The 23,563-nt window shown below is 74.9% G+C and carries 24 protein-coding genes and 1 tRNA gene; 19 read left to right on the forward strand and 6 right to left on the reverse strand.

Going from position 1 to position 23,563, the window contains the following annotated elements; translation table 11 throughout:
- Positions 1-103: 103 nt before the first annotated feature.
- Together glp and galU are read right to left on the reverse strand one after the other, a co-directional pair.
- Positions 104-1,330 carry a molybdotransferase-like divisome protein Glp gene (gene glp / locus BUE45_RS08240; protein WP_073377094.1) on the reverse strand — a complete coding sequence of 409 codons (1,227 nt, stop codon included), beginning with the start codon at positions 1,328-1,330 and terminating at the stop codon, positions 104-106.
- 124 nt (positions 1,331-1,454) lie between these two features.
- Complete coding sequence (galU, locus tag BUE45_RS08245) at positions 1,455-2,384, reverse strand: UTP--glucose-1-phosphate uridylyltransferase GalU (RefSeq protein WP_073377097.1); 930 nt, start codon at positions 2,382-2,384, stop codon at positions 1,455-1,457.
- Between the two features lie 151 nt (positions 2,385-2,535).
- Between galU and BUE45_RS08250 the strand changes: the two genes are divergently transcribed.
- From BUE45_RS08250 to mscL, 4 genes are all read left to right on the forward strand, one after another.
- Positions 2,536-3,150 (forward strand): 5-formyltetrahydrofolate cyclo-ligase, encoded by a 615-nt coding sequence (locus tag BUE45_RS08250; protein WP_073377099.1) that lies wholly within the window; start codon positions 2,536-2,538, stop codon positions 3,148-3,150.
- 178 nt (positions 3,151-3,328) lie between these two features.
- A complete protein-coding gene (locus BUE45_RS08255) occupies positions 3,329-3,682 on the forward strand; it encodes an FmdB family zinc ribbon protein (protein ID WP_073377101.1) in 354 nt (117 codons plus the stop codon).
- Between the two features lie 501 nt (positions 3,683-4,183).
- Positions 4,184-4,837 (forward strand): SAF domain-containing protein, encoded by a 654-nt coding sequence (locus BUE45_RS08260; RefSeq protein ID WP_073377103.1) that lies wholly within the window; start codon positions 4,184-4,186, stop codon positions 4,835-4,837.
- A 169-nt stretch (positions 4,838-5,006) separates the two neighbouring features.
- Positions 5,007-5,414, forward strand: a complete 408-nt coding sequence (mscL, locus tag BUE45_RS08265; RefSeq protein WP_073377106.1) for a large conductance mechanosensitive channel protein MscL — start codon at positions 5,007-5,009, stop codon at positions 5,412-5,414.
- 60 nt (positions 5,415-5,474) lie between these two features.
- Here mscL and BUE45_RS08270 read toward each other — a convergent pair whose 3' ends face one another.
- The gene (locus BUE45_RS08270; RefSeq protein WP_073377108.1) at positions 5,475-6,587 is read right to left on the reverse strand and encodes a M15 family metallopeptidase; all 1,113 of its coding nucleotides are present in this window, start codon (positions 6,585-6,587) and stop codon (positions 5,475-5,477) included.
- Positions 6,588-7,019: 432 nt separating this feature from the next.
- Here BUE45_RS08270 and BUE45_RS08275 point away from each other — a divergent pair.
- The 3 genes from BUE45_RS08275 to BUE45_RS08285 all read left to right on the forward strand — a co-directional run bounded on the left by BUE45_RS08275 (position 7,020) and on the right by BUE45_RS08285 (position 8,361).
- Positions 7,020-7,092, forward strand: a tRNA-Arg gene (locus BUE45_RS08275).
- Between the two features lie 165 nt (positions 7,093-7,257).
- A complete protein-coding gene (locus tag BUE45_RS08280) occupies positions 7,258-7,812 on the forward strand; it encodes a TetR/AcrR family transcriptional regulator (protein ID WP_073377110.1) in 555 nt (184 codons plus the stop codon).
- A 321-nt stretch (positions 7,813-8,133) separates the two neighbouring features.
- Positions 8,134-8,361, forward strand: a complete 228-nt coding sequence (locus tag BUE45_RS08285; RefSeq protein WP_073377112.1) for a calcium-binding protein — start codon at positions 8,134-8,136, stop codon at positions 8,359-8,361.
- 337 nt (positions 8,362-8,698) lie between these two features.
- Here BUE45_RS08285 and BUE45_RS08290 read toward each other — a convergent pair whose 3' ends face one another.
- The 3 genes from BUE45_RS08290 to BUE45_RS08300 all read right to left on the reverse strand — a co-directional run bounded on the left by BUE45_RS08290 (position 8,699) and on the right by BUE45_RS08300 (position 11,536).
- On the reverse strand, positions 8,699-9,934 hold the full coding sequence (locus tag BUE45_RS08290; RefSeq protein ID WP_073377114.1) for a phospholipase D-like domain-containing protein: 1,236 nt from the start codon (positions 9,932-9,934) through the stop codon (positions 8,699-8,701).
- A gap of 134 nt (positions 9,935-10,068) precedes the next feature.
- Positions 10,069-10,854, reverse strand: a complete 786-nt coding sequence (locus BUE45_RS08295; protein ID WP_073377116.1) for a class I SAM-dependent methyltransferase — start codon at positions 10,852-10,854, stop codon at positions 10,069-10,071.
- 64 nt (positions 10,855-10,918) lie between these two features.
- Positions 10,919-11,536, reverse strand: a complete 618-nt coding sequence (locus tag BUE45_RS08300; RefSeq protein WP_073377118.1) for a class I SAM-dependent methyltransferase — start codon at positions 11,534-11,536, stop codon at positions 10,919-10,921.
- Positions 11,537-11,612: 76 nt separating this feature from the next.
- Between BUE45_RS08300 and BUE45_RS08305 the strand changes: the two genes are divergently transcribed.
- The 12 genes from BUE45_RS08305 to BUE45_RS08360 all read left to right on the forward strand — a co-directional run bounded on the left by BUE45_RS08305 (position 11,613) and on the right by BUE45_RS08360 (position 23,540).
- Complete coding sequence (locus tag BUE45_RS08305; protein WP_084737062.1) at positions 11,613-12,092, forward strand: MerR family transcriptional regulator; 480 nt, start codon at positions 11,613-11,615, stop codon at positions 12,090-12,092.
- 122 nt (positions 12,093-12,214) lie between these two features.
- Positions 12,215-13,282 carry an STM4015 family protein gene (locus tag BUE45_RS08310; RefSeq protein ID WP_073377122.1) on the forward strand — a complete coding sequence of 356 codons (1,068 nt, stop codon included), beginning with the start codon at positions 12,215-12,217 and terminating at the stop codon, positions 13,280-13,282.
- A gap of 58 nt (positions 13,283-13,340) precedes the next feature.
- Positions 13,341-14,360, forward strand: coding sequence for an STM4015 family protein (locus BUE45_RS08315; protein WP_073377124.1), 1,020 nt, complete (start codon positions 13,341-13,343; stop codon positions 14,358-14,360).
- 40 nt (positions 14,361-14,400) lie between these two features.
- On the forward strand, positions 14,401-15,423 hold the full coding sequence (locus BUE45_RS08320) for an STM4015 family protein (protein WP_084737027.1): 1,023 nt from the start codon (positions 14,401-14,403) through the stop codon (positions 15,421-15,423).
- Positions 15,424-15,469: 46 nt separating this feature from the next.
- Positions 15,470-16,465, forward strand: a complete 996-nt coding sequence (locus tag BUE45_RS08325) for an STM4015 family protein (protein ID WP_073377126.1) — start codon at positions 15,470-15,472, stop codon at positions 16,463-16,465.
- A 151-nt stretch (positions 16,466-16,616) separates the two neighbouring features.
- Entirely contained in the window at positions 16,617-17,636 is a 1,020-nt protein-coding gene (locus BUE45_RS08330) for an STM4015 family protein (RefSeq protein ID WP_073377128.1), read from the forward strand.
- A 415-nt stretch (positions 17,637-18,051) separates the two neighbouring features.
- Positions 18,052-18,384, forward strand: a complete 333-nt coding sequence (locus tag BUE45_RS08335) for a hypothetical protein (RefSeq protein ID WP_073377130.1) — start codon at positions 18,052-18,054, stop codon at positions 18,382-18,384.
- Complete coding sequence (locus tag BUE45_RS08340) at positions 18,381-19,514, forward strand: STM4014 family protein (protein ID WP_245832890.1); 1,134 nt, start codon at positions 18,381-18,383, stop codon at positions 19,512-19,514. Before BUE45_RS08335 ends, BUE45_RS08340 begins: the two co-directional genes overlap by 4 nt.
- An 8-nt stretch (positions 19,515-19,522) precedes the next feature.
- Complete coding sequence (locus BUE45_RS08345) at positions 19,523-20,386, forward strand: STM4013/SEN3800 family hydrolase (RefSeq protein ID WP_073377133.1); 864 nt, start codon at positions 19,523-19,525, stop codon at positions 20,384-20,386.
- Positions 20,383-21,729, forward strand: coding sequence for an STM4012 family radical SAM protein (locus tag BUE45_RS08350; RefSeq protein WP_073377135.1), 1,347 nt, complete (start codon positions 20,383-20,385; stop codon positions 21,727-21,729). The genes BUE45_RS08345 and BUE45_RS08350 overlap by 4 nt, the downstream gene beginning before the upstream one ends.
- Complete coding sequence (locus tag BUE45_RS08355) at positions 21,729-22,634, forward strand: STM4011 family radical SAM protein (protein WP_073377137.1); 906 nt, start codon at positions 21,729-21,731, stop codon at positions 22,632-22,634. Before BUE45_RS08350 ends, BUE45_RS08355 begins: the two co-directional genes overlap by 1 nt.
- A gap of 102 nt (positions 22,635-22,736) precedes the next feature.
- On the forward strand, positions 22,737-23,540 hold the full coding sequence (locus BUE45_RS08360) for an HAD family hydrolase (protein WP_073377139.1): 804 nt from the start codon (positions 22,737-22,739) through the stop codon (positions 23,538-23,540).
- Positions 23,541-23,563 lie beyond the last annotated feature (23 nt).

The raw sequence follows: 23,563 nt of genomic DNA on the forward strand, positions 1-23,563 counted from the left end.
GGGCCCCGCGGGCCCTCCACGAAGGTACGGTACGCCAGCCCCGCCGCGTCCCGTGCCGCCGGACCGCGGGGCCGGTCCGGCGAGCCCCCCCGGAGCCGACGGCTCAGACCGGGTCGGGCAGGACCAGGGCGTCCACCACCGTGCCCAGCGGCAGCTCTTCGACGTCCTCGGGCACGACGATCAGCGCGTCGGTGGTGCTGAGCGCGGTCAGCTGGTGCGACTCCTGCCGGGTCAGGGGCGTCACGGCGGCCTCCCGGCCCGGCCCCGCGGGGGCCAGGACCCCGCGCAGGTAGGAGCGGCGCCCGGGCGGAGAGGCGACCGGCGCGGTCAGGCGGGCGCGCACGCCCTCCAGGGAGGTGGGCGGCAGGCCGCGCAGACGGCGCAGCACCGGCAGGACCAGCACCTGGAAGGAGACGAACGCGCTCACCGGGTTGCCCGGGAGGGTGACGATGGGCGTGCGGTCCGGACCGATGACGCCGAACCCCTGGGGCTTGCCCGGCTGCATCGCCACCTGGGTGAACTCGACGGTGCCCTGGGCGCTGAGCACCTCCTTGACCACGTCGTAGGCGCCCATGCTCACGCCGCCGGTGGTGAGGACCAGGTCGGCGCGGAGCAGCAGCCCCTCCAGGGTGTCGAGGACCCGGGCCGGGTCGTCGCCGACGAACCCGTGCCGGTGCGCCTCGCAGCCCGCGTCCCGGGCGGCGGCGGCCAGCATGAAGCTGTTGGACTCCCAGATCTGGCCCGGGCCCAGCGGGCGGCCGGGCTCCACCAGTTCCTCGCCGGTGGAGAGCACCACCACGCGCGGGCGGGGGAAGACCGACACGGTGCGGCGCCCCACGGCTGCCAGCACGCCCATCTCCCCGGCGCCGACCCGCGCCCCGGGCTCCAGGACCACCGTGCCGGCCCCGATGTCACCGCCCGCCCGGCGGATGGCGTTGCCCTCCCGGACCGGCCGGGAGAACGCGGCCCGGGCGGGGTCGCCGTCGGTCCACTCCACCGGAACGACCGCGTCGGCCCCCGAGGGCAGCGGGGCACCGGTCATGATGCGGGCGCACATGCCGGGGCGGATCGCGACCGGGGACGGGTCGCCCGCGGCGATGTCGGCGACCACCGGCAGGCGGACCGGGTGGCCGGGGCCGGCCTGTGCCAGGTCGGCGGCGTGCACGGCGTACCCGTCCATGGAGGAGTTGTCGAAGCCGGGCAGGGACACCGGCGAGGCCACGGTCTCGGCGAGGACGGAGCCGTGCGCCTGGAGCAGGTCGACCTCGACCGGCCGGGGGTCGTCCACCACGGCCAGGATGTCGGCGATGTGCTGTTCGACGCTCTTCACGGGGGCTCCTCCGATTCGCGGCCAGGGCGTGGGCGCCCGCGGGCGCCCACGCCCCATTGTGGCCGGGCCGGGGAGGGGCGGCGGGCACCCCCGCCCCGGTCCGTGCGTCACATGGCGGGAGCGGTCAGGCGCGGGGGGCGTGCCGGTCGACGAACTCGCGCAGCCACGGGAGCAGCTCGTCGGCCAGGTCCGGGCGGCGGCAGGCGAAGTCCACGACGGTGCGGATGTAGTCGGCCTTGTTGCCGGTGTCGTAGCGGCGCCCGCGGAACAGGACGCCGTGGACGGTGCCGCCCTCCTCGGGCTTGCGCCGGGCCAGCTCGCGCAGGGCGTCGGTCAGCTGGATCTCGCCGCCGCGGCCGGGGGGAGTCTCGTGCAGCACCGGGAAGACCGCGGGGTCGCAGATGTAGCGGCCGATGATCGCCCAGCGGCTGGGGGCCTGCTCCGGGGAGGGCTTCTCGACCAGGTCGGTGACGGTGACGACGTCGTCCTCGTCGGTGGGCTCGATGCCCGCGCAGCCGTAGAGGGAGACCTGCTCGGGCTCGACCTCCATGAGCGCGACCACGCTGCCGCCGTGCCGGTGCCGGACCTCGATCATGCGGCGCAGCAGGTCGGCGGACTCGATGAGGTCGTCGCCGAGCAGGACGGCGAAGGGGTTGTCCCCCACGTGCGCCTCCGCGCACAGGACGGCGTGCCCCAGGCCGCGCGGCTCCCCCTGGCGGACGTAGTGGACCTGGGCCAGGTTGCTGGGCTCCAGGACCGAGCGCAGCCGCTCGGCGTCGCCCTTGGCCTCCAGGGCCTCCTCCAGCTCGTAGGCCCGGTCGAAGTGGTCCTCGATGGAGCGCTTGTTGCGGCCCGTGATCATGAGGACGTCGTTGAGGTCCGCGGCGACGGCCTCCTCCAGGACGTACTGGATCGCGGGCTTGTCCACGATCGGCAGCATCTCCTTGGGAGTCGCCTTGGTCGCCGGGAGGAAGCGGGTCCCCAGGCCGGCCGCGGGCACGACCGCCTTCGTCACGGGTGCGAGGGCGGAATCTGGCTGGTCGCTGGCGTTCATGTCGGCACTCTAGGACAGTCTCCGGTGCTCCACGATGCTCCGGGCCGTCCCGGGTGTCGAGAAGTCCCGGCGGTTTCGGGTCCGGGTAGGACGAAAGCCATCCGCCGTTCACCGGGGGCGCCGCGGGGGCCCCGCTGCCAGACTGGCGCCCATGGACGAGACGACACGGTCGGAGAAGCGGCGGATGCGGCGGGACCTCCTGGCGGCGCGCCGGGAGATGGACCCCGGGGAGCGCGGGCGCGCCGGGTCGGCGGTGCGCGACACCCTCACGGCGCTGCCGTGGCTGGCCATGGGCGGCACCGTGGCCTGCTACTACTCGGTGGGCACCGAGCCGGACACCCGCAAGCTCGTCGCGGCTCTGTGGAAGCGGGGCACGTACGTGCTGCTGCCCGTCTTCCTGCCCGACGGGAACCTCGACTGGGCGGCCTACGAGGGGCCCGACGGGCTGGAGCCGGCCGGGCACGGGCTGCTGGAGCCCACCGGGCACCGCTACGGGACGGGGGCGCTCGCCACCGCGGACGCGGTGGTGTGCCCCGCGCTGGCCGTGGACCGCTCCGGCGGCCGGCTGGGCCGGGGCGCGGGGTGCTACGACCGGGCCCTGGCGCTGCGGGGGCCGCACTGCCCGGCGATCGCGGTGGTGTACGACGGGGAGCTGGTGGAGGCGGTCCCCGGCGAGGAGCACGACCTGCGGGTGGACGCGGTGGTCACCCCGGGCGGGGGGCTGCGCGTGTTCGACTCCGGGGTGTGGCCGACCGGGCGGGGGTAGGCGCGGCGGGCCCGGGACCGCGGGATTAAAGCGGGCACCGGGGGGCGTTGACAGGGACGATCGCGCTCCGGCCGACGACGACGCCCCCGGCCGGGTCCCCGCTGTCACGGCCCCGGCCGCCGAGCGCGTACTATTTAGCAGTCAACGGGCGAGAGTGCCAGCAAGGAGGACCCGAACAGTGCCTACGTACCAGTACGCGTGCACCGAGTGCGGCGCCCAGATGGAGGTCGTGCAGAGCTTCAGTGACGACGCCCTGACCGTCTGCCCCGAGTGCGAGGGGCGGCTGCGCAAGGTCTACTCCGCGGTGGGCATCGTCTTCAAGGGCTCGGGCTTCTACCGCACCGACAGCGGCAAGACCTCCAACAGCTCCACCATGGCCGGCTCCGGTGCGAGCACCGCTCCCGCGGCCGACTCCGGCGCGGCCAAGCCGTCCTCGGGCTCGGACACCTCCTCCACGTCGTCCTCGTCCTCCCCCGCCAAGAGCGAGAGCACGAGCGGCAGCACGGCCAAGACCGCCGCGACCGGCGGCTGAGCCCCCGCCGACCGAACCCTCCGCGCCGCCGAGCCATCGGCGGCGCGCGGCGCGTCCGGGGCCGGCACCCGGGTGCGCCCCCACGGAAGCGGGCCCTGAGAGCGCGGGGCGCGCCGGGGCGCCTCCGGTCCCCGAACACCGCGCGCGAACCCGCGTACGGACGGGCCCGCCGGGCCGAACGGCTCCGGCCCCCCGGTCGGCCGCGTGGGCGCACCGCCGCGCGCCCGGCTCCGCACTCCCGCACACGGCCCTTCCCCCGACCGGACACTCCCGCACCCGCGCACACCGCCGAACGGCGAGGCGCCACGCGCTCAGAGCCTTCGCGCCCTCGCACACGGCCCCTCCAGCGGTCGGCACCACCTCCCCGCCGGGCACCCCCGCAGCCGCGCACACCGCAGGACCGGCCGCGCCGTGCGTCCGCGCGCCGGGCGGCGCGCGAAACCCGGAAGAGGGCCTGTGGACAACCGCTCCCGGAGGGTCCGGCGGGCCTATTTTCGGATCATGACCGACACCCCCCGCCCGCCCTACCGGCACCGCGGCGCGCTCACCCGGTTCGTGGACCGGCACCGGCGCGCCCTGGCCGCGCTGTTCACCGCCGCCGCGCTCGTCGCCGCCGTCCTGGCGGTGCGCCCGCCGCCGCCCGCCACCGTGGAGGTCCTGGTGGCCGCCCGCGACCTCGACGCGTCCGGGCCGCTGGCCGCGGGCGACCTCGTGCCCGCCTCCCTGCCGGCCTCCGCCGCTCCGCGCGGCGCGGTGGACCCGGGCACCGCCACCGCCGGCCGCACCCTCAACGCCCCCGTGCGGCGCGGCGAGGTCATCACCGACGCCCGGCTGTCCACCACGCCCGCGCTGCCCTACGGCGACGACCTCGTCGCCGTGCCCGTGCGGGTCGCCGACCCGGGGGCGGTGTCGCTGCTCTCCCCGGGCGACCGGGTGGACGTGCTGGCGGCGCGGGGCCGCGACGAGTTCGCCCCGGCCCGCGCCGGACCGGCCTCGGAGGTGGTCGGCGACCGCCCGGTCCTGGCCGTCCCGCCCGAGGCGGACCACGGCGGCGAGGGCGGCGCGCTCATCCTCATCGCGGCCAGCCCCCAGGAGGCGCGCGAGCTGGCCGGGCGGGCCGCCGACTCCCGCCTGTCGATCACCATCCGCAGCTGACCGCTGACCTACCGCCCATCACCATCCGCAGTTGACCACTGACCTTTTGTGGTGAAAGCTGGCCGGGCGCCCCGCCCGCCCCACCCGTGCCCCCGGCGCGGCCGGGTGCTGGAACCTCCGGCAGGTGGCGCGTTCCGCACAGCACACACGAGACACGTAGGGCTCTGCCATGGATGGCTTCAAGAAGTTCCTGCTCCAGGGAAACCTGGTGCAACTCGCGGTGGCGGTCGTGATCGGCACGGTCTTCGCCAACCTGGTCACCGCGTTCACCGAAGGATTCATCACCCCGCTGATCGGCATCTTCGGCGGGATCCCCACCTTCAGCGACCTCTACTTCGAGATCAACGGAAGCCGGTTCCTGTACGGCTCGTTCATCGACGCGCTGATCTCGTTCCTGCTCACCGCGGCCATCGTGTACTTCTTCGTGGTGCTGCCGGTGGCCAAGCTGATGGAGCGCTTCATCAAGGCCGAGGAGGCCACCACCCGCGAGTGCCCGCACTGCTTCACCGAGATCAACAAGAAGGCCGACCGCTGCTCGGCCTGCACCAGCGAGGTCACCCCGGAGACCGCCGCCTGACACGCCGCGGGGGCGGCCGGCGGGCCGCCCCCGGAGTCCTGCGCCGCGCGGACCCGGCCGTCAGCCGGTGTACTCCCAGTGCCAGGGCTCGAACGGACTCGACTTGGCCCAGGCCGGGTGGATCCACCCGTGGTCGGCACCGTTGGTCTCCATCCAGTTCCACCGCTCCGAGCGGAAGTTCTGGATGCCGCAGCCCAGGTCGATGGCCTGGCCCAGGCCGTGGTTGCTGGTCCCCGGGACGGCGGCGAAGCCGGGCGGCTGCTCGGCGTAGACCCGGTGCTGGTTCGGCAGGTCGCGGTAGGCGCTGTTGATGCACATGTTCTCGCCGAACCGGTCCACGTACTTCACGTTGAGTTCGAGGAAGTCCACGGCCGCGTCGGCGCGCAGGAACTTGTCGCCGTAGAGCTCGCACAGGGCCTCCGACGGCAGCAGGCCGTTGGGGTAGCCGCTGGCCAGGTCGGCCTTGCTCGGGTCGCAGTTGGCGGCGGCCATGTACGACTCGGGGTCGATGCCGCGGTTCTCCAGCTCGTCGGTGAGCGCCTGGGTGCTCTCCTCGGACTGCGTGCGCAGCCGCTCCACCTCGGCCCCCAGGGACGCCTGCTCCAGCTGGGTGGTGGTCTGGAGCTCCTGCGCCTGACCGGCCAGCCCCACCTGCTCGTCGCGCAGGTCGGTGGCGTCCTGGATGAGCGCCTCGTTGTTCTCCGAGAGCTTGGACGCGTAGGACTGGGTCTGGAGGTCGTCGTCGAGGTCCCCGGCGACCAGGACGCCCAGCGGTCCGGCGCTGGGCTGCTGGTAGAGCGTGCTGGCCAGCTGCGCCAGCGGCTCGCGCATCTCGCCCAGTTCCAGCTCGGTCTGCTGCAGTTCGTGGATGGTCTCCACGAGTTCGCCCTGCGCCTCTTCCAGGGCCTCCTGCCGATCCGTGTACTCGGAGGTGGCCTCCTCCAGGTCCTGCGCGGACTGCTCGGCCTGCTCGCGCAGCTCCTCCAGGCTCGCGGCCGCGGGCGCCAGGGCCACCGGCGGCGGCGGGACGACGATCAACCCGGTGATCAGCAGCAGGGTCAGCGTCCGGGCGAGACCGGCGTTCCAGGCACGGTGGCGGGCCGCGGTCGGCGCACCACCCGCCGCTTCCGGTACGCGGGGTCCCCGCCGCGCCGAATCAGAGGTGAACGGCACGAATGCTCCTCCGGCTGCTTCTAATCCTCGAACGCCTACCCGTGGCCGCAAGGCAACGTACTACATGTCCACTTGCGGTCACACGGGAACGGCCGACCGGGCGGTGCGGAATCCGGGAGGACCGATCCCCCCGCTCCGCACGCACCGTGCGGTCACCGATGTCACTGCTGGTCATCGTGGTGCGGTAGGTCACACAGGCCGACCGCGCCGCGCGGCGCGGGGGCAGGAAGGGACCAAACCCGACAGTCCTCGTGAACAACCTCACACCGCCACCAGGACAACCAATCGTAGGTCAGAGTACTGCGCCATGCACGCAGAGTCCCCCACCCGGAGAGCCGCCACACCCTTCGACACCCCGAGCACGCCCATCCTGGGTTAGGCTTGGCCCGGTGGCGGGACAACGCATACCTGCGCGCGTCCCGCGCGACCCATGGCTCCATAGCTCAGGGGATAGAGCACCGCTCTCCTAAAGCGGGTGTCGCAGGTTCGAATCCTGCTGGGGCCGCCCATCCCGACCTGCGGTTTCTCCTCCGGGAGAGGCCGCAGGTCGTTTTTCGCGACACCGACGCCGCCCCGCCCGACACGGGACCGCCGACCGTCCTTGCCAATAATATGACAATCGGTCTATTTTTCAACCGTGGGCATCAAAGGCGAAGAAACACGCGCTCGCATGGTCACCGCCGCGCGGGCCCTCATCGAGGCGCAGGGCTACTTCGGCACCGGGGTGAACCGCGTCCTGGCCGACAGCGGGGCCCCGCGGGGCTCCCTCTACTTCCATTTCCCCGAGGGCAAGGACCGACTGGTCGCCGACGCCCTGGAGGAGGGCGGCCGCGAGGTGGAGGCCCTCCTCGCCGCCGCGGAGGCGGAGGGACTGAACGCCGCCGGGACCACCCGGCGGCTGCTCGGCGCGCTGGCCGCCCGCATGGAGGAGTCCTCGTACGACAAGGGGTGCCCGGTGGCGACCGTCGCCCTGGAGGTCTCCGGTACTCCGGAGCGGGGCGGCAACGAGCGGCTGCGCCTGACCTGCGCGCGGATCTACGCCGGGTGGGAGCGGGCGCTGGCGGACCGGCTGGTCGTCGAGGGCCGGCCCCGGCCGGAGGCGGAGGAGGCCGCCGGTGCGGTGCTCGCCCAGATCGAGGGGGCCCTGCTGCTGGCACGGGTGCGGCACGACCGCACCCCTCTGGACCGGGCGGCACGGGCCGTGGAGGTCCTCCTCGCCCGCTGAGCGGACACCGCGCGGGCAGCCCTGGACACCCGCTTTCATTACCGAAGAATATGCAGACCGGTCTACAAAAAGGAGAAGCGATGACCGGGAACGGAACACCCCGGAGCCCGGCCACGGGGCCGACGACGCCGCGCTGACCTCGGTGGACGCCGACGCCACCCGGCCCTGGCGTCCCGGGGCGGGGGCGCGGCGGCGCGCCGGTCGGCGGCCGGCCGGGATCGGGAACGGACTTCCTCCCGGAACGCCGTGTCGCCATGACATCGCGGAGCGGCCGACCGATGATGGCTGCGGCAGCAGCAGCACCATCCGGGGGGCCACGGGATGAAGGATGCGGGCGGAGCGCGCCGCGACGACCACGACGACGAGCCGCGGGGGCGGACGGCCAGGCAGCGGGGCGGATCGCCCGCGGCCATCTCCGGGGCCCTGAGCCGCACCCCGCACCCGGGGCCCCAGCACTGGGGCGGGCCGCGCCCGCGCAAGGCCGAGCGGGACCCGTTCTTCTCCGGGAGGCTGGTCCCGCCCCCCGGGGAGCGCCCCCGGCGCCGCTAACACGCCACGGCCCCGCCCCCGCCACGGCGGCGGCCCGCCGGACGCCTTCTTCTGACGCGTCCCGCGCGGGCGGGGCGGGCCCGCTTCGGGGGGAGCGGGCCCGCCCCGGCCCGGCACCGGGCACGGCCGCGGCCGGGACACCGGTACGGGTCGACCCCGCGGCGCGGCTCCGTGGCGGCGCGCGACCCCGGCCCCCGGCGCCCTCGGCGCTCGCGCGGGGCCGGGGCCGCCTTCGGGGAGGGGTCGTCGGAATCGAACCCGGGCGCCGTGCGCCAGGGCCTTCCGGACGGGTGCGGTCGCGATCGGAACCGGACCTGCCGGCGCGGGCGCCCCGGACTCAGAGCAGCGGACGCCAGGGGGCGAGGATGATCTCGCTGAACTTCGCGGCGAAGGGGCGGCCCCGCCACTCCTCCTCGGTGAGCTCCCGCGCGTTGGTGAGGTCGTTGGCGAAGACCTCCTCCAGGTGCCGGGCCACGCCCTCGTCGAAGATCTCGGCGTTGATCTCGTAGTTGCCGGTCAGGCTCAGCCGGTCGACGTTGGCGGTGCCGACGGTGCTCCACCGGCCGTCCACCGTCGCCGTCTTGGCGTGCACCATGGCGTCCTGGTACAGCCACAGCCGCACCCCGCCGCGCAGCAGCACCGAGTACTGGCCGCGGGCCATCCAGTCGGCCAGCACGTGGTTGGAGTTCTCCGGGATGAGGATCTCGACGCTCACGCCCCGCTCCGCGGCGTCCACCAGCGCCCGCTGGAACTCGCGGTCCGGGATGAAGTACGCCTGGGTGATGAGGACGTGGTCCTTGGCCCGGTCGATGGCCTCCAGGAACATCGCCCTGATCGGGTAGATGAGCTGCTCGGGCACGTTGCGGTGGACGCGGAACCTCGCGTCCCAGTGCGGGTCGCCCAGCATGCCCAGCTCGGGCTGGCGCAGCCCCCGGTTGGCGTTCCAGAAGTCGACGAACGCGTTCTCCAGCTCCCACACCGCCGGGCCGTCCACCCGCAGGTGGGTGTCGCGCCACTCGGTGGCGTAGACGGAGCCCACGTTGTAGCCGCCGACGAACCCGGTCTCACCGTCGACGGTGAGGATCTTGCGGTGGTCCCGGCCGGACTTGCGGACGTTGAGCAGCAGCACGCCGGGCCGGAACGCCGGGTAGCGCAGGACCCGCACCTCGGGCGGGAAGCGGAAGAACGACCGCGGCACCACCAGGTTGGCGAACCCGTCGTAGATGACGTACACCTCGACGCCGCGCGCCGCCGCCTCGATGAGCGCCTGCTTGAACGCGGTCCCGGCCCGGTCGTCCTTGACGATGTAGGACTCGAACAGCACGCGGCGCCGGGCCCCCCGGATCGCCGCGAGCATGTCCTCGTACAGGTCCTCGCCGTAGGTGTAGACCGTGGCGGTGGTGTCGCCGACGGGGAACGCCCCCGGGGCGGTGCGCGGGAAGAACGCCCGGTGCGGGCGCACCTTCCGCCGCCAGTGGTTGATCCCCATGAGGGTCGCCGCCACCGCGATCTGGGCCGTCAGGAGGCCGAGCAGCCCCCATTTGACCGCGGACTTGATGGTGGACCGTCGCACACTAGCCTCCCGAACAGGACGTCCGCCGCGCCGGGCGTCCGTTCCCCGTGACCGCCGTTTCCGGCACAAGGTGGACGTCAACCGTAACCTGCCGGCGTCCTCCCCGGCGGCCGTCACCGGCCGTGTCCGGTGTGTCAGCCGCGGCGGCGGCAGACCAGCAGCTCGGTGGTCGGGCTCTCCCGGCGCCCGCGCACCAGGCGCCGCTCCAGCGGGTACAGGGCGGCCCCGGCCAGCCAGCCGGTGGGGGCGGTGAGGGTGGCGGCGCGCAGGGCCCCGCCCCACGCCTTGCGCCAGGGCGCGGAGGCGTCGACCTGGGCGTTCATGAGGACCAGCATGGGCACCCGCAGCCGCACGTCGAACCCGGCCTTGTCGAGTGTCCCGGCGATCCACTCCAGGGTGCGGTTGACCTGGTGCTCGCCGCGCTGCTCGGGGCGCTGGAGGCAGTTCTCGGAGATGACGAGCGTCCCGCCGGGGCGCAGCACCCGGGCGAACTCGCCGACCGCCGAGGTGTAGCGGTCGTCATCGGTGATGTGGAAGAGGACGTCCATGCACGACAGGGCGTCGAAGGAGCCGTCCCCGAAGGCGTCGAGGTCGGCGGCGTCCTGGCGGACGAAGCGGTGGTCGGGGAAGCGCTCGCGCAGCCGTGCCACGGCGGCGTCGGTCATGTCGCAGCCGGTCACGTCGGCGGCGCCCAGCCGGTCCCAGAGCCGGACGTAGAAGCCGGTTCCGCTGCCCACGTCCAGGACGCTGGGGTCGGTGAGGCCCTGGCTCCCCACCCGGCGCAGGAACACCTCCTCGCGGACCTTGTACATCCAGGTGTTGAAGGGGCGTCCCAGGGCGCGGTACCCGACGCCGCTCTCTGTCCAGTCGCCCGCCAGGCGGCGTTCCCAGAAATCGCGCAGTTCACTGTGTGTGGCCATGCCACCACTCTCACACCGGGGAGGCGGGGATGTCCCGCCACGACACCGCGTGTCCCGGCCCGTGTCATCCCGTCTGCGGCCGCTCCCCCGGCGTGCCGGGGCGGTGGGCGACGACCCTCTCCACGAATCCCAGGGCGGTCCGATCGTGACGGTCCACCGCGAACCCGACCTCCCGGGCGAGCGCGCGGGGCAGCCGCCGGGGCCGTGCCCGGGCCGACTCCCGCCAGCGCCAGGGGACCCTGGTGTACTCGATGTGGTCGGCGAGCAGCAGCAGCCCGCCCGGGCGCAGCACCCGGTACATCTCGGCCAGGGCGCGCCGCTGGTCGGGGATGGTGCACAGGGCCAGCACGCACAGGACGGTGTCGAAGTCGCCGTCGGCGAAGGGCAGGTCCTGGGCGTCGCCCTCGACCAGGGTGACGGCGCGGCCGAGCGCCGCGGCCCGGCGGCGGGCCAGGGCGAGCATGGCGGGGCTCAGGTCGAGGCCGGTGAGCCCGACGCCAGCGGGGTAGTGCGGCAGGTCGTGGCCGCTGCCCACGGCCACCTCCAGGGTCCGTCCACGGGCCCGTCCGCACAGCCGGGCCCGGGTGTCGCCGATGACCAGCCGCTGCAACCGTTCGCCGCGGTCGTACCCGGCGGCCATCCGGTCCCAGTCCCCGCGGACCCGTGCGGTGTCCTCGTCCATGGCGGTCCCCTCCCTCACCGGTCTTCCCGGCCCGCGCCCCTTGACACGGGCCCCCAGTGTGGAACTTCATGTGGACATGAGGTCAAGCAGCGGGAAGCCGCGCGTCGAAGAGCTGTCCATCGGTGACCTGGCCGCGGAGTTCGGCCTGGGCCCGCACGTGCTGCGGCACTGGGAGGCGATGGGGGTGCTGGAGCCGGTCCGCCGGGTGGGCGGGCGGCGCCGGTACTCCCCCGGGCAGCGGCTGCGCGTGGCGCTGGTGCTGGGCGCGCAGGACGCGGGGATGAGCCTGGACCGGATCCGGGACCTGGCCGGGGCGGGCGCGGACCGCCGCGGGGCGGCGCTCACCGAGCACCTGGCCGAGCTGGACGAGCGGCTGGAGCGGCTGCGGGCGGCCCGCGAGATGGTGGCGCACGCGGTGGCGTGCGAGTCCGGGGACGTGCTGGAGTGCCCGAACCTGCGGCGGATGCTGGAGGAGGCGGTGGAGTCGGGCTGCCACGCGCGCAGGGCGCGGGGGACGGCTCCGAAACCGCCGGAGCGGCCGGCGGCGCGGGCCTGAGGGCCCGCCCCCGCGGCGGCCCGCCCGGGACGGACGCGGGGGTTCCCGGTCCGGACGTGTTCGTCACCGGGCTCTGCTATTCCTGGTTCCTCCAGCGCACCACCGCCCCCAGAGGAACCCCCATGGCCTTCGGCACGCACCTGACCGAGTTCGCGGGCCTGCCCGCCTTCGGGTACCGCTCCCCGCAGGGGACCGCCGCCGAGGAGGAGTGGGCCCGGGAACGGCCCTACGCCCCGGCGTGGACGGCCGATCCGCTTGCCCTGCTCGCGGCCCTGCGCGCACCGGGCTCGGTGGCCTGGCGGCTCGACGACCCGCACGGGGCCGAGGCGCCGGTCGGCGGCGGGGTCCCCGGCTACCTCGACCGGTTCCTGTCCGACACCGACCCCGGCGCGGTGGCGGCCGTGATCACCGGAGACTTCTACCCGTCCGACAGCACGGGGGACACCTCACCGGTACGCGAGGCCCTGGTGGAGCACGCTGCCCGCCTCACCGGGCTGCGCGCCCTGTTCCACGCCGACGTCGTCTCCGGCGAGTGCGAGGTGTCGTGGCTCCGCAACGGCGACCTCGCCCCGCTGCTCGACGCGCTGCCCTCCCTGGAGCGCCTGGCGGTCCGCGGCACCGGCGACATGTCCCTCGCGGTCGGGCGGCACGCGTCCCTGCGCTCCCTCACCCTGGAGGGCGGCGGCCTGCCCGCCGACCTCGCCCGGGACGTGCTCTCCGCCGACTACCCCGCGCTGGAGCACCTGGAGCTGTGGCTGGGCGTGGAGGACTACGGCGGCGACGCGTCCGTGGACGACCTCGCCCCGCTGCTGGAGGGGCGGGTCCACACCGGCGTACGCTCCCTGGGCCTGCGCAACGCCCAGCGGACCGACACCTGGGTCCGGGCCCTCGCCGAGAGCCCGCTCCTGGACCGCCTGGAGTCCCTCGACCTCTCCGGGGGCACCCTCGGCGACCTGGGCGCGCAGACCCTCCTGGACACCCCGGGATTCCGGGAACTGGAACGGCTGGACCTGCATCACCACTACATGTCCGAGGAGACGGAGCGGCGCGTCCTGGAGGCCTTCACCGCTGCGGGCGTCGCCGTCGACGCGTCCGGCCGGCGGGAGCCGGAGGAGAGCCACTTCGAAGCGGCCGAGGACATGGAGGACGAGGAGTGGGCGTACTACTACTACCCCTCCGTCACCGAGTGAGCCCGTCACCACAGCCCCGCGGCCTCCCGCCGAACCACGCCCCCGAAAGGCCCCGACCGTGACTTTCCGCGCCCACCTGACCGAGCTCGGCGGACTCCCCGTGTTCGAGTACCGCTCCCCGGAGGCCGTGGCCGCCCAGCACACCTGGACGGAGGAGCACCCCCGGGGCCGCCGGGAGACGACGGACCCGCTGCCGCTGCTCGCCGCCCTGCGCACGCCGGGCGCGTTCGCCTGGCGGCTGCGCGACTCCGAGGGGTGGGAGTCGCAGGAGGGCGGGGACTTCGTGCTCCGGTACTACGAGCGGTTCTGCTCCGAGGTACCGCCCGCGTCGGTGGCGGCCCTGGTGGTCGGGAACGTCGAGGAGACCTTCGACATCGCCGAACCCGACCGGGTCCGGGACGCCCTGCTGGCGTGCGCGCCGCGCTGGACCGGGCTGCGCTCGCTCTTCTACGCCGACCTCACCTACGACGAGTACGAGGCCTCGTGGTTCGAGCACGGCGACCTGTCCGGCCTGCCGGACGCCTTCCCCGGCCTGGAGCGCCTGGGCATCCGCGGCACCGGCGAGCTGTCCCTCCCGGTGGAGCGGCACGCGTCCCTGCGCTCCCTGACCCTGGAGGGCGGCGGTCTGCCCCGCGCCCTGGCGGAGCAGGTCCTGGCCTCCCGCTACCCCGCGCTGGAGCACCTGGAGCTGTGGCTGGGCGTGGAGGGCTACGGCGGCACCACGGGCCCGGACGACCTCGCCCCGCTGCTGGAGGGGCGGGTCCACACCGGCGTACGCTCCCTGGGCCTGCGCAACGCCCAGCGGACCGACACCTGGGTCCGGGCCCTCGCCGAGAGCCCGCTCCTGGACCGCCTGGAGTCCCTCGACCTCTCCGAGGGCACCCTCACCGACGCGGGCGCCGAAACCCTGCTCGGCACCCCCGCCTTCCGCGGCCTGCGCCGCCTGGACCTGCACCACCACTTCATGACCGCCGAGACGGAGAAGCGCCTGGTCGAGGCCCTCACCGCCGCCGGCGTCGAGACCGATACGTCCGACCGCCTCCCGGCGGCGGAGGGCTACCCCTCCGTCACCGAGTGAGGCCCCCCGAACGCCCCCTCGCCGACGAAAGGCACCGGACGTGACCTTCGACACCCACCTGGCCGAGTACGCGGGACGCCCCGTGTTCGAGTACCGCTCCGCCCAGGCCCTGGCCGCCCAGCGCGCCTGGGCGGAGAGGCACCCCGGGGGGCGCCGCGAACTCACGGACCCGCTGCCGCTGCTCGCCGCCCTGCGCACCCCCTCCTCGTTCACCTGGCGGCTGAGCGACCCCGAGGGCTGGGAGTCGCAGGAGGGCGAGCCCGTCCAGCGGTACTACGAGCGGTTCTGCGCCGAGGTCCCCCCGGAGTCGGTGGAGGCCCTGGTGATCGGCAGCCACGGGGAGCGCATCGACGTCTCCGAACCCGAACTGGTCCGGCGGGCCCTGGTGGAGGCGGCGCCCCGGTGGGCCGGGCTGCGCTCCCTCTTCTACGCCGACCTCACCTATCACGAGGCCGACGTCTCCTGGCTGCTCCTCGGGGACGTCTCCGCGATCCCGAACGCCTTCCCCCGGCTGGAGCGGCTGGGCTTGCGCGGCACCTCCGAGCTGTCCCTCCCGGTGGAGCGGCACGCGTCCCTGCGCTCCCTGACCCTGGAGGGCGGCGGCCTGCCCGCCGACCTCGCCCGGGACGTGCTCGCCTCCGACTACCCCGCGCTGGAGCACCTGGAACTGTGGCTGGGCGTGGAGGACTACGGCGGCACCACGGCCCCGGACGACCTCGCCCCGCTGCTGGAGGGCCGAGTCCACACCGGCATCCGCTCCCTGGGCCTGCGCAACGCCGAGGACACCGACACCTGGGTCCGGGCCCTCGCGGATTCCGCGGTCCTGGAGCGGCTGGAGGTCCTGGACCTGTCGATGGGCACCCTCACCGACGCGGGCGCCGAAACCCTGCTCGGCACCCCCGCCTTCCGCGGCCTGCGCCGCCTGGACCTGCACCGCCACTTCATGACCGCCGAGACGGAGAGGCGCCTGATCGAGGCCCTCACCGCCGCCGGTGTGGAGACCGATACGTCCGACCGCCTCCACGCGGACGGCGACGGGCTCTACCCGTCCGTCACCGAGTGACGTCCACCGCCCTCACCCTGCCCGACCCGACCGAAAGGCGCCGGCCTTGACCTTCAACACGCACCTCACCGAGTACGCGGGGCTCCCCGTGTTCGGGTACCGCTCCCGGGAGGGGATGGCCGCCGCGGGCCGCGGGGGCGCGGACCCGCTGGCGATGCTCGCCGCCGCCGGGGACCCGGGCGCCTACGCCTGGCGGCTGAGCGACGAGGAGGGCGACGAGCCCCGGGACGGCGGGGACTTCGTGCTCCGGTACTACGAGCGGTTCTGCGCCGACGTGGAACCGGCGTCGGTGGCGGCCCTGGTGGTAGGGAACGTCGAGGAGACCATCGACGTCGCCGATCCGGGGCCGGTCCGGGACGCCCTGCTGGCATGCGCGCCGCGCTGGACCGGGCTGCGCTCGCTCTTCTACGCCGACCTCACCTACGAAGAGGCCGAGGTCTCCTGGATCGAGCACGGCGACCTGTCCGGCCTGCTGGACGCCTTCCCCGGCCTGGAGCGCCTGGGCATCCGCGGCACCGGCGACACGTCCCTGGCCGTGGAGGAGCACCGCTCCCTGCGCTCCCTGACCCTGGAGGGCGGCGGCCTGCCGCCCGGCCTGGTGAAACAGGTCCTGGCCTCCCGCTACCCCGCGCTGGAGCACCTGGAGCTGTGGCTGGGCGTGGAGGGCTACGGCGGCACCACCTCGGCGGAGGACCTCGCCCCGCTGCTGGAGGGCCGGGTCCACACCGGCATCCGCTCCCTGGGCCTGCGCAACGCCGAGGACACCGACACCTGGGTGCGGACCGTCGCCGGCTCCGCGGTCCTGGAGCGGCTGGAGGTCCTGGACCTGTCGATGGGCACCCTCACCGACGCGGGGGCGGAGGTCCTCCTGGGCACCCCCGCCTTCCGCGGCCTGCGCCGCCTGGACCTGCACCGCCACTTCATGACCGCCGAGACGGAGAGGCGCCTGGCCGAGGCCTTCACCGCCGCCGGTGTGGAGACCGACGTGTCCGGGCGCGAGAGCAGCGGGAGCGGACGCCCCTACCCGGCCGTCACGGAGTGACGCCGGGGCCGTGGCGACGGCCGCCCCGGGCACGGGGCCCGATCCGCGCTGCGGCACCGGTGCGGGGCCCGGCCGGCTCCGGTCGGCCGGTCCGTCACCGCGGACTGCTAGACATGACCCACGCGACACCCCCTCACCAGGAGAAGCATCCATGATCGGCGACCACCTCAGCGAATTCGGCGGACTACCGGTGTTCGAGTACGTGTCCCCCACGGGGATGGCCTCGACGACGGAGCGGTACGGCCGCGCCCCCCGGCCCGACGCCCTGGCCCGGCTCGCGGCCCTGCGCACCGTGCGCGACTACGCCTGGCGGCTGGCGGTCGACAGCTACGACCCGGAGGAGGACTTCCGGGAGTACTTCGCCTCCTTCATCGAGGAGGCGGAGACGGAGCGGGTCCGGGCCATGGTGATCGGCCCCGCCGGCTCCTCCGACGGCTCGGAGCCCGGCACCCCGGCCCGCGACGCCCTGGTCGAGCACGCCGGAGCGCTGACCGGCCTGGAGTCCCTGTTCGTGGGGGACATCATCGCCGAGGAGCAGGAGGTCTCCTGGATCCACCAGCCCGACCTGGCGCCGGTGCTGGCGGCCCTGCCCCACCTCACCGAGTTCGCGGTGCGCGGCACCGGCGACCCCTACATGCACGAGAAGAGCCAGCTGGGCCTGGACATCGGGCGGCACGACTCGCTGCGCTCCCTCACCGTGCAGAGCGGCGGCCTTCCGGCCACGGTCGCCCGCGGCATCGACACCGCCGACCTGCCCGCGCTGGAGAACCTGGAGCTGTGGCTGGGGGTCGACGACTACCGGGGCGACACCACCCCCGAACACCTGGCCCGCACCCTGTCGGGCGAGGCGTTCCCGCAGCTCAACCACCTGGGGCTGTGCAACGCGGAGAACACCGACCTGTGGGTGCGCGCCCTGGCCGACGCCCCGGTGGTGGAGCGGGTCCGCTCCCTGGACCTGTCGATGGGCACCCTCACCGACGAGGGGGCACGGGTCCTGCTGGACTCCCCGGTGTTCCGCGGGCTGGGGAGGCTGAACCTGGAGCACCACTACATGACCGAGGAGACGGAGACCCGCGTCAGGGACGCCTTCACCGAGGCGGGCGTGGAGATCCGCGTCGGCGACCGCCAGGAGAAGGAGGACGACTGGCTCTACCCCGCGGTGACGGAGTGACCGTGCCCGCCCGGCCCGCGGCGCCCCGGCCGCACCGCCCGCGTGTCCCCGACCCCCGCTGCGGGGGTCGGGGCCGGCGGGGCGGGAGCTCCGCCCCGGCGTCCAGGGTGCCGGCATGGGCGGACGGCGGCGACTCGACCTGGCCGTGCTGGTGCAGACCGCGGCCCTGGCGGCGGTCCCGCCGCCGGTGGCCGCCTTCACCCTCGTCCACCGGCTCGGGCCGGGCACCGGCGCCGCCCCGGGGGCGGTCGCGGCCGTCGTGGCGAGTGACCCCGGTGCCCCCCGGGCAGGGGCTCCCCGGAGGGCGGAACGTCCCCGGCGGCTGCTAAACCTGGAACCCCTCGAAACCCCAGGTGGAAGAGGCCGGGCGCCCCGGCACCCCCTCCGCCGCAGAGCGCCTCCGCTGAGGAACCCCGTGCCCATCACAGACCACACCGCCGAGTCCGCCGGACCGCCCGCCACCGGCTCCCCCTCCCGGGAGGTGCCGCGCCGGCCCGGGCACCCCCGGCGGGACGGCGGGAAGACCCCGTCCCCCGCGCCCGCGCTCCCCGAGGCGGTGTCCGCGCCCGGGTGCCCGGACCGCTTCTGCGACTTCTCCGACGAGAGGGAAACGGAGCAGATGCGGGCCGGTGTCCGGTCCGCGCCGCACGGGGCGAACGCGGCCCCCTCCGCCACCCGGGAGCCCGGTGTGCGCGCCTCCGGCGGCGACGGACCCGGGCCGTACCACCGCACGGCGGTGTCCGGGTGAGCGGCGCGGGCGTGCGCGACCGGCCCCTCGTCGTCGTCGGCGTCCCCGGCAACCGGCGCCTGGAGCTGTTCCGGGCCGCCGCGGCGGCCTCCGGCCGGCCCGAGCCGGCCGTCCTCCCCTGGCGCGACCTCGCGTCCGGCCCCGTGGAGGTCCCCGCCGGGGCCCTGGTCCGGGTGGACTCCCCCGGCGGCGACGTCGCCACCGAGCGCCTGCTGCGCGGCTGGGACCGCGACCCCGACCCCTACCGGGCCGAGGGCACCGGCGACCACCACGCGGGCCTGCGCACCGCGCTGGACCGGCTCGCCGTCGCCGTCGCCGCGGCCCCGGGCGCGCACCTGCTCCAGGACGTGGACGACCTCGTGGTCATGTGCGACAAGCGCCGCTGCCACGCCCGGCTGGAGTCCGCAGGGGTACCGGTGCCGCCGGCGGTGGGCACCCCCGTGCGCGGCTACCGGGACCTGCGGACCGCCATGGAGGCGCACGGCTGGTCCCGGGTGTTCGTCAAGCCCGCCCACGGCTCCTCGGCCTCGGGGGTGATCGCCCTGGCCACGGCCCCCGGCGGCCGGATCCGGGCCGTCACCTCCGCCCGGCTGACCCGGGACGGGCGGGGCGGCCCCGCGCTGTTCAACAGCCTGAGGCTGTGCACCTACACCCGGGAGGAGGACGTGGCCGCCGTGGTCGACGCCCTGGCGCCCGACGGGCTGCACGTGGAGCGGTGGCTGCCCAAGGCCGGGTTCGCCGGGAAGACGATCGACCTGCGGGTGGTGGTGACCGCCGGGCGGGCGCACCACGTGGTGGTGCGCTCCTCGTCCTCCCCCCTGACCAACCTCCACCTGGGCAACGCCCGCGGTGACCTGGAGGCGCTCATGGACGACGTCGGCCCCGAGCGCTGGGACGCGGCGATGGCCGTGGCCGAGGCCGCCGCAGGCCGCTTCGCCACCCTGCACGCCGGGGTGGACCTGATGGCCTCCCCGGGCTGGCGCTCGTTCGCGGTGTGCGAGGTCAACGCGTTCGGCGACCTCATCCCCGGGGTGCTGCACGAGGGCCGCGACACCTACGCCGAACAGCTGCACGCCCTGGACACCGGCCGGTACCCCGTTCCGTCCGCCCAGGTCGGCAGCGCATCCTGAAGGACACCATGGACACCACCCTTCCCGACATGAACGCCGTGGTGGGCACGCACGACCTGCTGCTGCTCACCCTGGACACCCTGCGGTACGACGTGGCCGCCGAACTCGCCGCGGCCGGGCGCATCCCCCACCTGGCCCGGCTGCTCCCGGGCGGGCGCTGGGAGGAGCGGCACGCACCGGGCAGCTTCACCTACGCGTCCCACCTGGCGATGCTCGCCGGGTTCCTGCCGACCCCCGCCGCGCCCGGGCCGCACCCGCGGCTGTTCGCCGCCGCGTTCCCCGGAAGCGTGTCCACCGCCCCGCGCACGTGGACGTTCCAGACCCCGGACCTGGTCTCGGGGCTGGCCCGCGCCGGGTACCGCACGGCGTGCGTGGGCGGCACGGGGTTCTTCAACCGCAGGTCGGCGGTGGGCTCGGTCATCCCCGACATGTTCCAGGAGAGCCACTGGGAGGAGTCGTTCGGCGTCGCCGACCCGCACTCCTTCGAGAACCAGGTGGCGCGGGCCGTGGAGGTCTCCCGCGCCCGGCCGGCGGATCAGCCGCTGTTCCTGCTGCTCAACGCCGCCGCCCTGCACCAGCCCAACTGGTTCCACCTGCCCGGGGCGGACGCGGGGGCCGGGGACACACGGGAGAGCCACGCCGCCGCCCTGGAGTACGTCGACCGGCACCTGCCCCCGCTGCTGGAGGCGATGGCCGCGCACCGGCCCTGCTTCGCGGTCGTGTGCTCCGACCACGGCACCGCCTACGGCGAGGACGGCCACGTGGGGCACCGCATCGGCCACGAGGTGGTGTGGACGGTGCCCTACGCCCACTTCTTCCTCCCGCACGGATACACCGCACCCGACGCCACCGCCGAGGAGGCCCCAGCGTGACGACCCTTCCCCTGGTCCCGGCCGCCGAACCCGTGGCCGCCGACTCCCCGTACCGCTCCTACGTCTACGCCTACCCCCACAAGAGCGCCTACCGCCCGTTCGCGCGGCGCCCCCTGCTGGCCGACCTGTGGCGGGACGAGGACGTGCGGGCCCTGTCGCTGTACCTGCACATCCCGTTCTGCGAGATGCGCTGCGGGTTCTGCAACCTGTTCACCCGCTCCACCCCGCCGGCCGAGCAGGTCGCCGCCTACCTCGACGCGTTCGAGCGCCAGGCCCGGACGGTGGCCGCCACCCTGCCGGAGGGGGCCGCGTTCGCCCGGGCCGCCCTGGGCGGGGGCACCCCCACCTACCTGGAGGCCGACGAGCTGGCCCGGGTGTACGACGTGCTGGAGTCCGCGTTCGGTGTGGACCTGGCCGCCGTCCCGGTGTCGGTGGAGACCTCCCCGGCCACCGCCACCGCCGACCGGCTCGCGGTGCTGGAGGCGCGCGGGGCGACCCGGCTCAGCATGGGCGTGCAGAGCTTCATCGACTCCGAGGCGCACGCGGCCGGGCGGCCGCAGAAGCGCGCCGAGGTCGACCGGGCGCTGGAGCTGATCCGCGCGCACACCACCGCCGACCTCAACGTGGACCTCATCTACGGGATCGACCGGCAGGACGCGCGCACCTGGGCCTACTCCCTGGACACGGCGCTGGAGCACGACCCGGAGGAGGTCTACCTCTACCCGCTGTACGTGCGCCCCCTCACCGGGCTGGGCCGCCGCGGCGGCTCCTGGGACGACCACCGGCTGCGCCTGTACCGCCAGGGCCGCGACCACCTGCGGGAGCGCGGCTACGAGCAGGTGTCGATGCGGATGTTCCGGCGGGCCGACGCCCCCGAGTCGCCGGCCCCGGACCACAGCTGCCAGACCGACGGGATGGTGGGCCTGGGCTGCGGGGCCCGGTCCTACACCGCCTCGGCGCACTACTCCTTCGACTACGCGGTGGGCGTGGGGCAGGTGCGCTCGATCATCGCCGACTACACCGGGCGCGACGCCGCCGACTTCGCCCGCGCCGAGGTGGGCTTCCGGCTGGACGACGACGAGCGGCGCCGCCGGCACCTGCTCCAGTCGCTGCTGCGCGCCGAGGGCATGGACACCGCCGACTACGCCTCGCGGTTCGGGTCCGGGCCCCGGGAGGACTTCCCGGAGCTGTTCGCCGCCCTGGACCGGCGCGGCTGGCTCGCGGACGGCGGGGCGGGGCGCGTGCTGCTCGGCGAGGAGGGCCTGGCGCACTCCGACGCCGTGGGGCCGATGTTCTTCTCCGACCGGGTGAACGCGCTCATGGCCGAGTACGAGGCCCGCTGATGGCGGCGACCGCGCCGCTGCCGCCGCACCTCACCCTGCTGTACCGGGGGCCGCTGGCCAGCTGCGACTACGACTGCCCGTACTGCCCGTTCGCCAAGCGCCGGGACTCCCCGGAGACGCTGCGCGCGGACCGGGCCGCCCTGGAGCGGTTCGGGGACTGGGTGGAGGCGCGGGCCGACGAGGACCCCGGCACCCGGGTGTCGGTGCTGTTCACCCCGTGGGGCGAGGGGCTGGTGCGGACCTGGTACCGGCGGGCGCTGGCGCGGCTGAGCGCGCTGGAGCACGTGGAGCGGGTGGCGATCCAGACCAACCTGAGCGGCCGGGTGGAGTGGCTGGCCGGGTGCGACCTCTCGTCGGTGGCGCTGTGGACCACCTACCACCCGGGCCAGGTGACCCGGGAGCGGTTCCTGGCCAAGGCGCTGCGGCTGGTGGAGCTGGGGGTGCGGTTCAGCGTGGGCGTGGTGGGCGAGCCCGGCCACCTGGAGGCGGCCCGGCGGATGCGCGCCGACCTGCCGGAGGAGGTGTACCTGTGGGTGAACGCCGCCGAGGGCCGGACCTACACCGACGCCGAGGCGGCCGACTGGCAGGCGCTCGACCCGCACTTCCACTACAGCCGCCACCCGCACGCCAGCCGGGGGCTGCCCTGCCGGACCGGCGACAGCGTGCTGTCCGTGGACGGCGACGGGAACGTGCGGCGCTGCCACTTCGTGGACACCCCGATGGGCAACCTGTACGACGGCTCGTTCCGGCGGGCGCTGGGCCGCCGCGGCTGCCCGCGGACCGACTGCGACTGCCACATCGGGTACGTGCACCTGGAGTCGCTCGACCTGTACGACGTCTTCCGCGGCGGGGTCGTGGAGCGCGTCCCGGCCGTGCGCCCCCGCGCGCTGCCGCTGCTCCCCTAGCTCCCCCGCCGGGCCCGTCCGGGGACGCGGTGCGTCCCCCGGACGGGCCCCGGTCGGCCCCGCGCCCCCGGAGCGTCACCGGGGCCGGAGATAATCCGACACATGGTCTTTCCCCGGGTCATCGCAACCGATCTCGACGGCACCCTCCTCGGCCTCGACGGCCGTGTCTCCGAACGCAACCGCCGCGCCCTGGCCGCCGCCGTGGCCGCCGGCGTGAAGCTGGTCCTGTCCACCGCGCGGCCTCCGCGCACCACCGCGCACATCGCGTCCCTGTTCACCTGCTCCGCGGTCCTGTGCGGCAACGGCGCCGTGGCCGGGCTGCCCGGTGCCGACCCGCTCGTGCGGGCGCTGGACACCGCCACCGCCGCAACGGTCGTCGGCGAGCTGCGCGGCGCCCTGCCCGGGGTGGGGTTCGGGGTGGAGACGGGGACGGACTTCTACCACGACACCGACTACGACCTGGAACCCTGGGTGCCGCGCGACTGGGTACGCGAGGTGGTCGGATCCACCGACGAACTGCTGGAGCGGGCCCGGCCCATCACCAAGCTGCTGGTGCGCTCGCAGGGCGTGCCGGTGCACATCCTGCACGCGACCGCGGAGCAGGCCGTGGGCGGGCTGGTGGAGGTCACCTACTCGGGCGGGCACGGGCTGCTGGAGATGAGCGCGTCGGGCGTCGACAAGGGCAGCACCCTGGCGCTGGTCTGCGAGCGCTGGGGGGTCTCCGCGGAGGAGGTCGTGGCCTTCGGGGACATGCCCAACGACCTGCCCGCCCTGTCGTGGGCGGGGGCCGGGTACGCGATGGAGAGCGGGCACCCGGGGCTGCTGGACCCGGCGCTGGGGCTGCGTAAGGCGCCGCCCGCCCACGAGGACGGGGTGGGGCGGGTCGTGGAGGAGCTGCTGTCGTGAGCCCAGGGGCCGCGCCCCGGACG

Origin of the sequence: Nocardiopsis flavescens, from assembly GCF_900141985.1 — a bacterium.
Classification (GTDB): Bacteria; Actinomycetota; Actinomycetes; order Streptosporangiales; family Streptosporangiaceae; genus Nocardiopsis; species Nocardiopsis flavescens.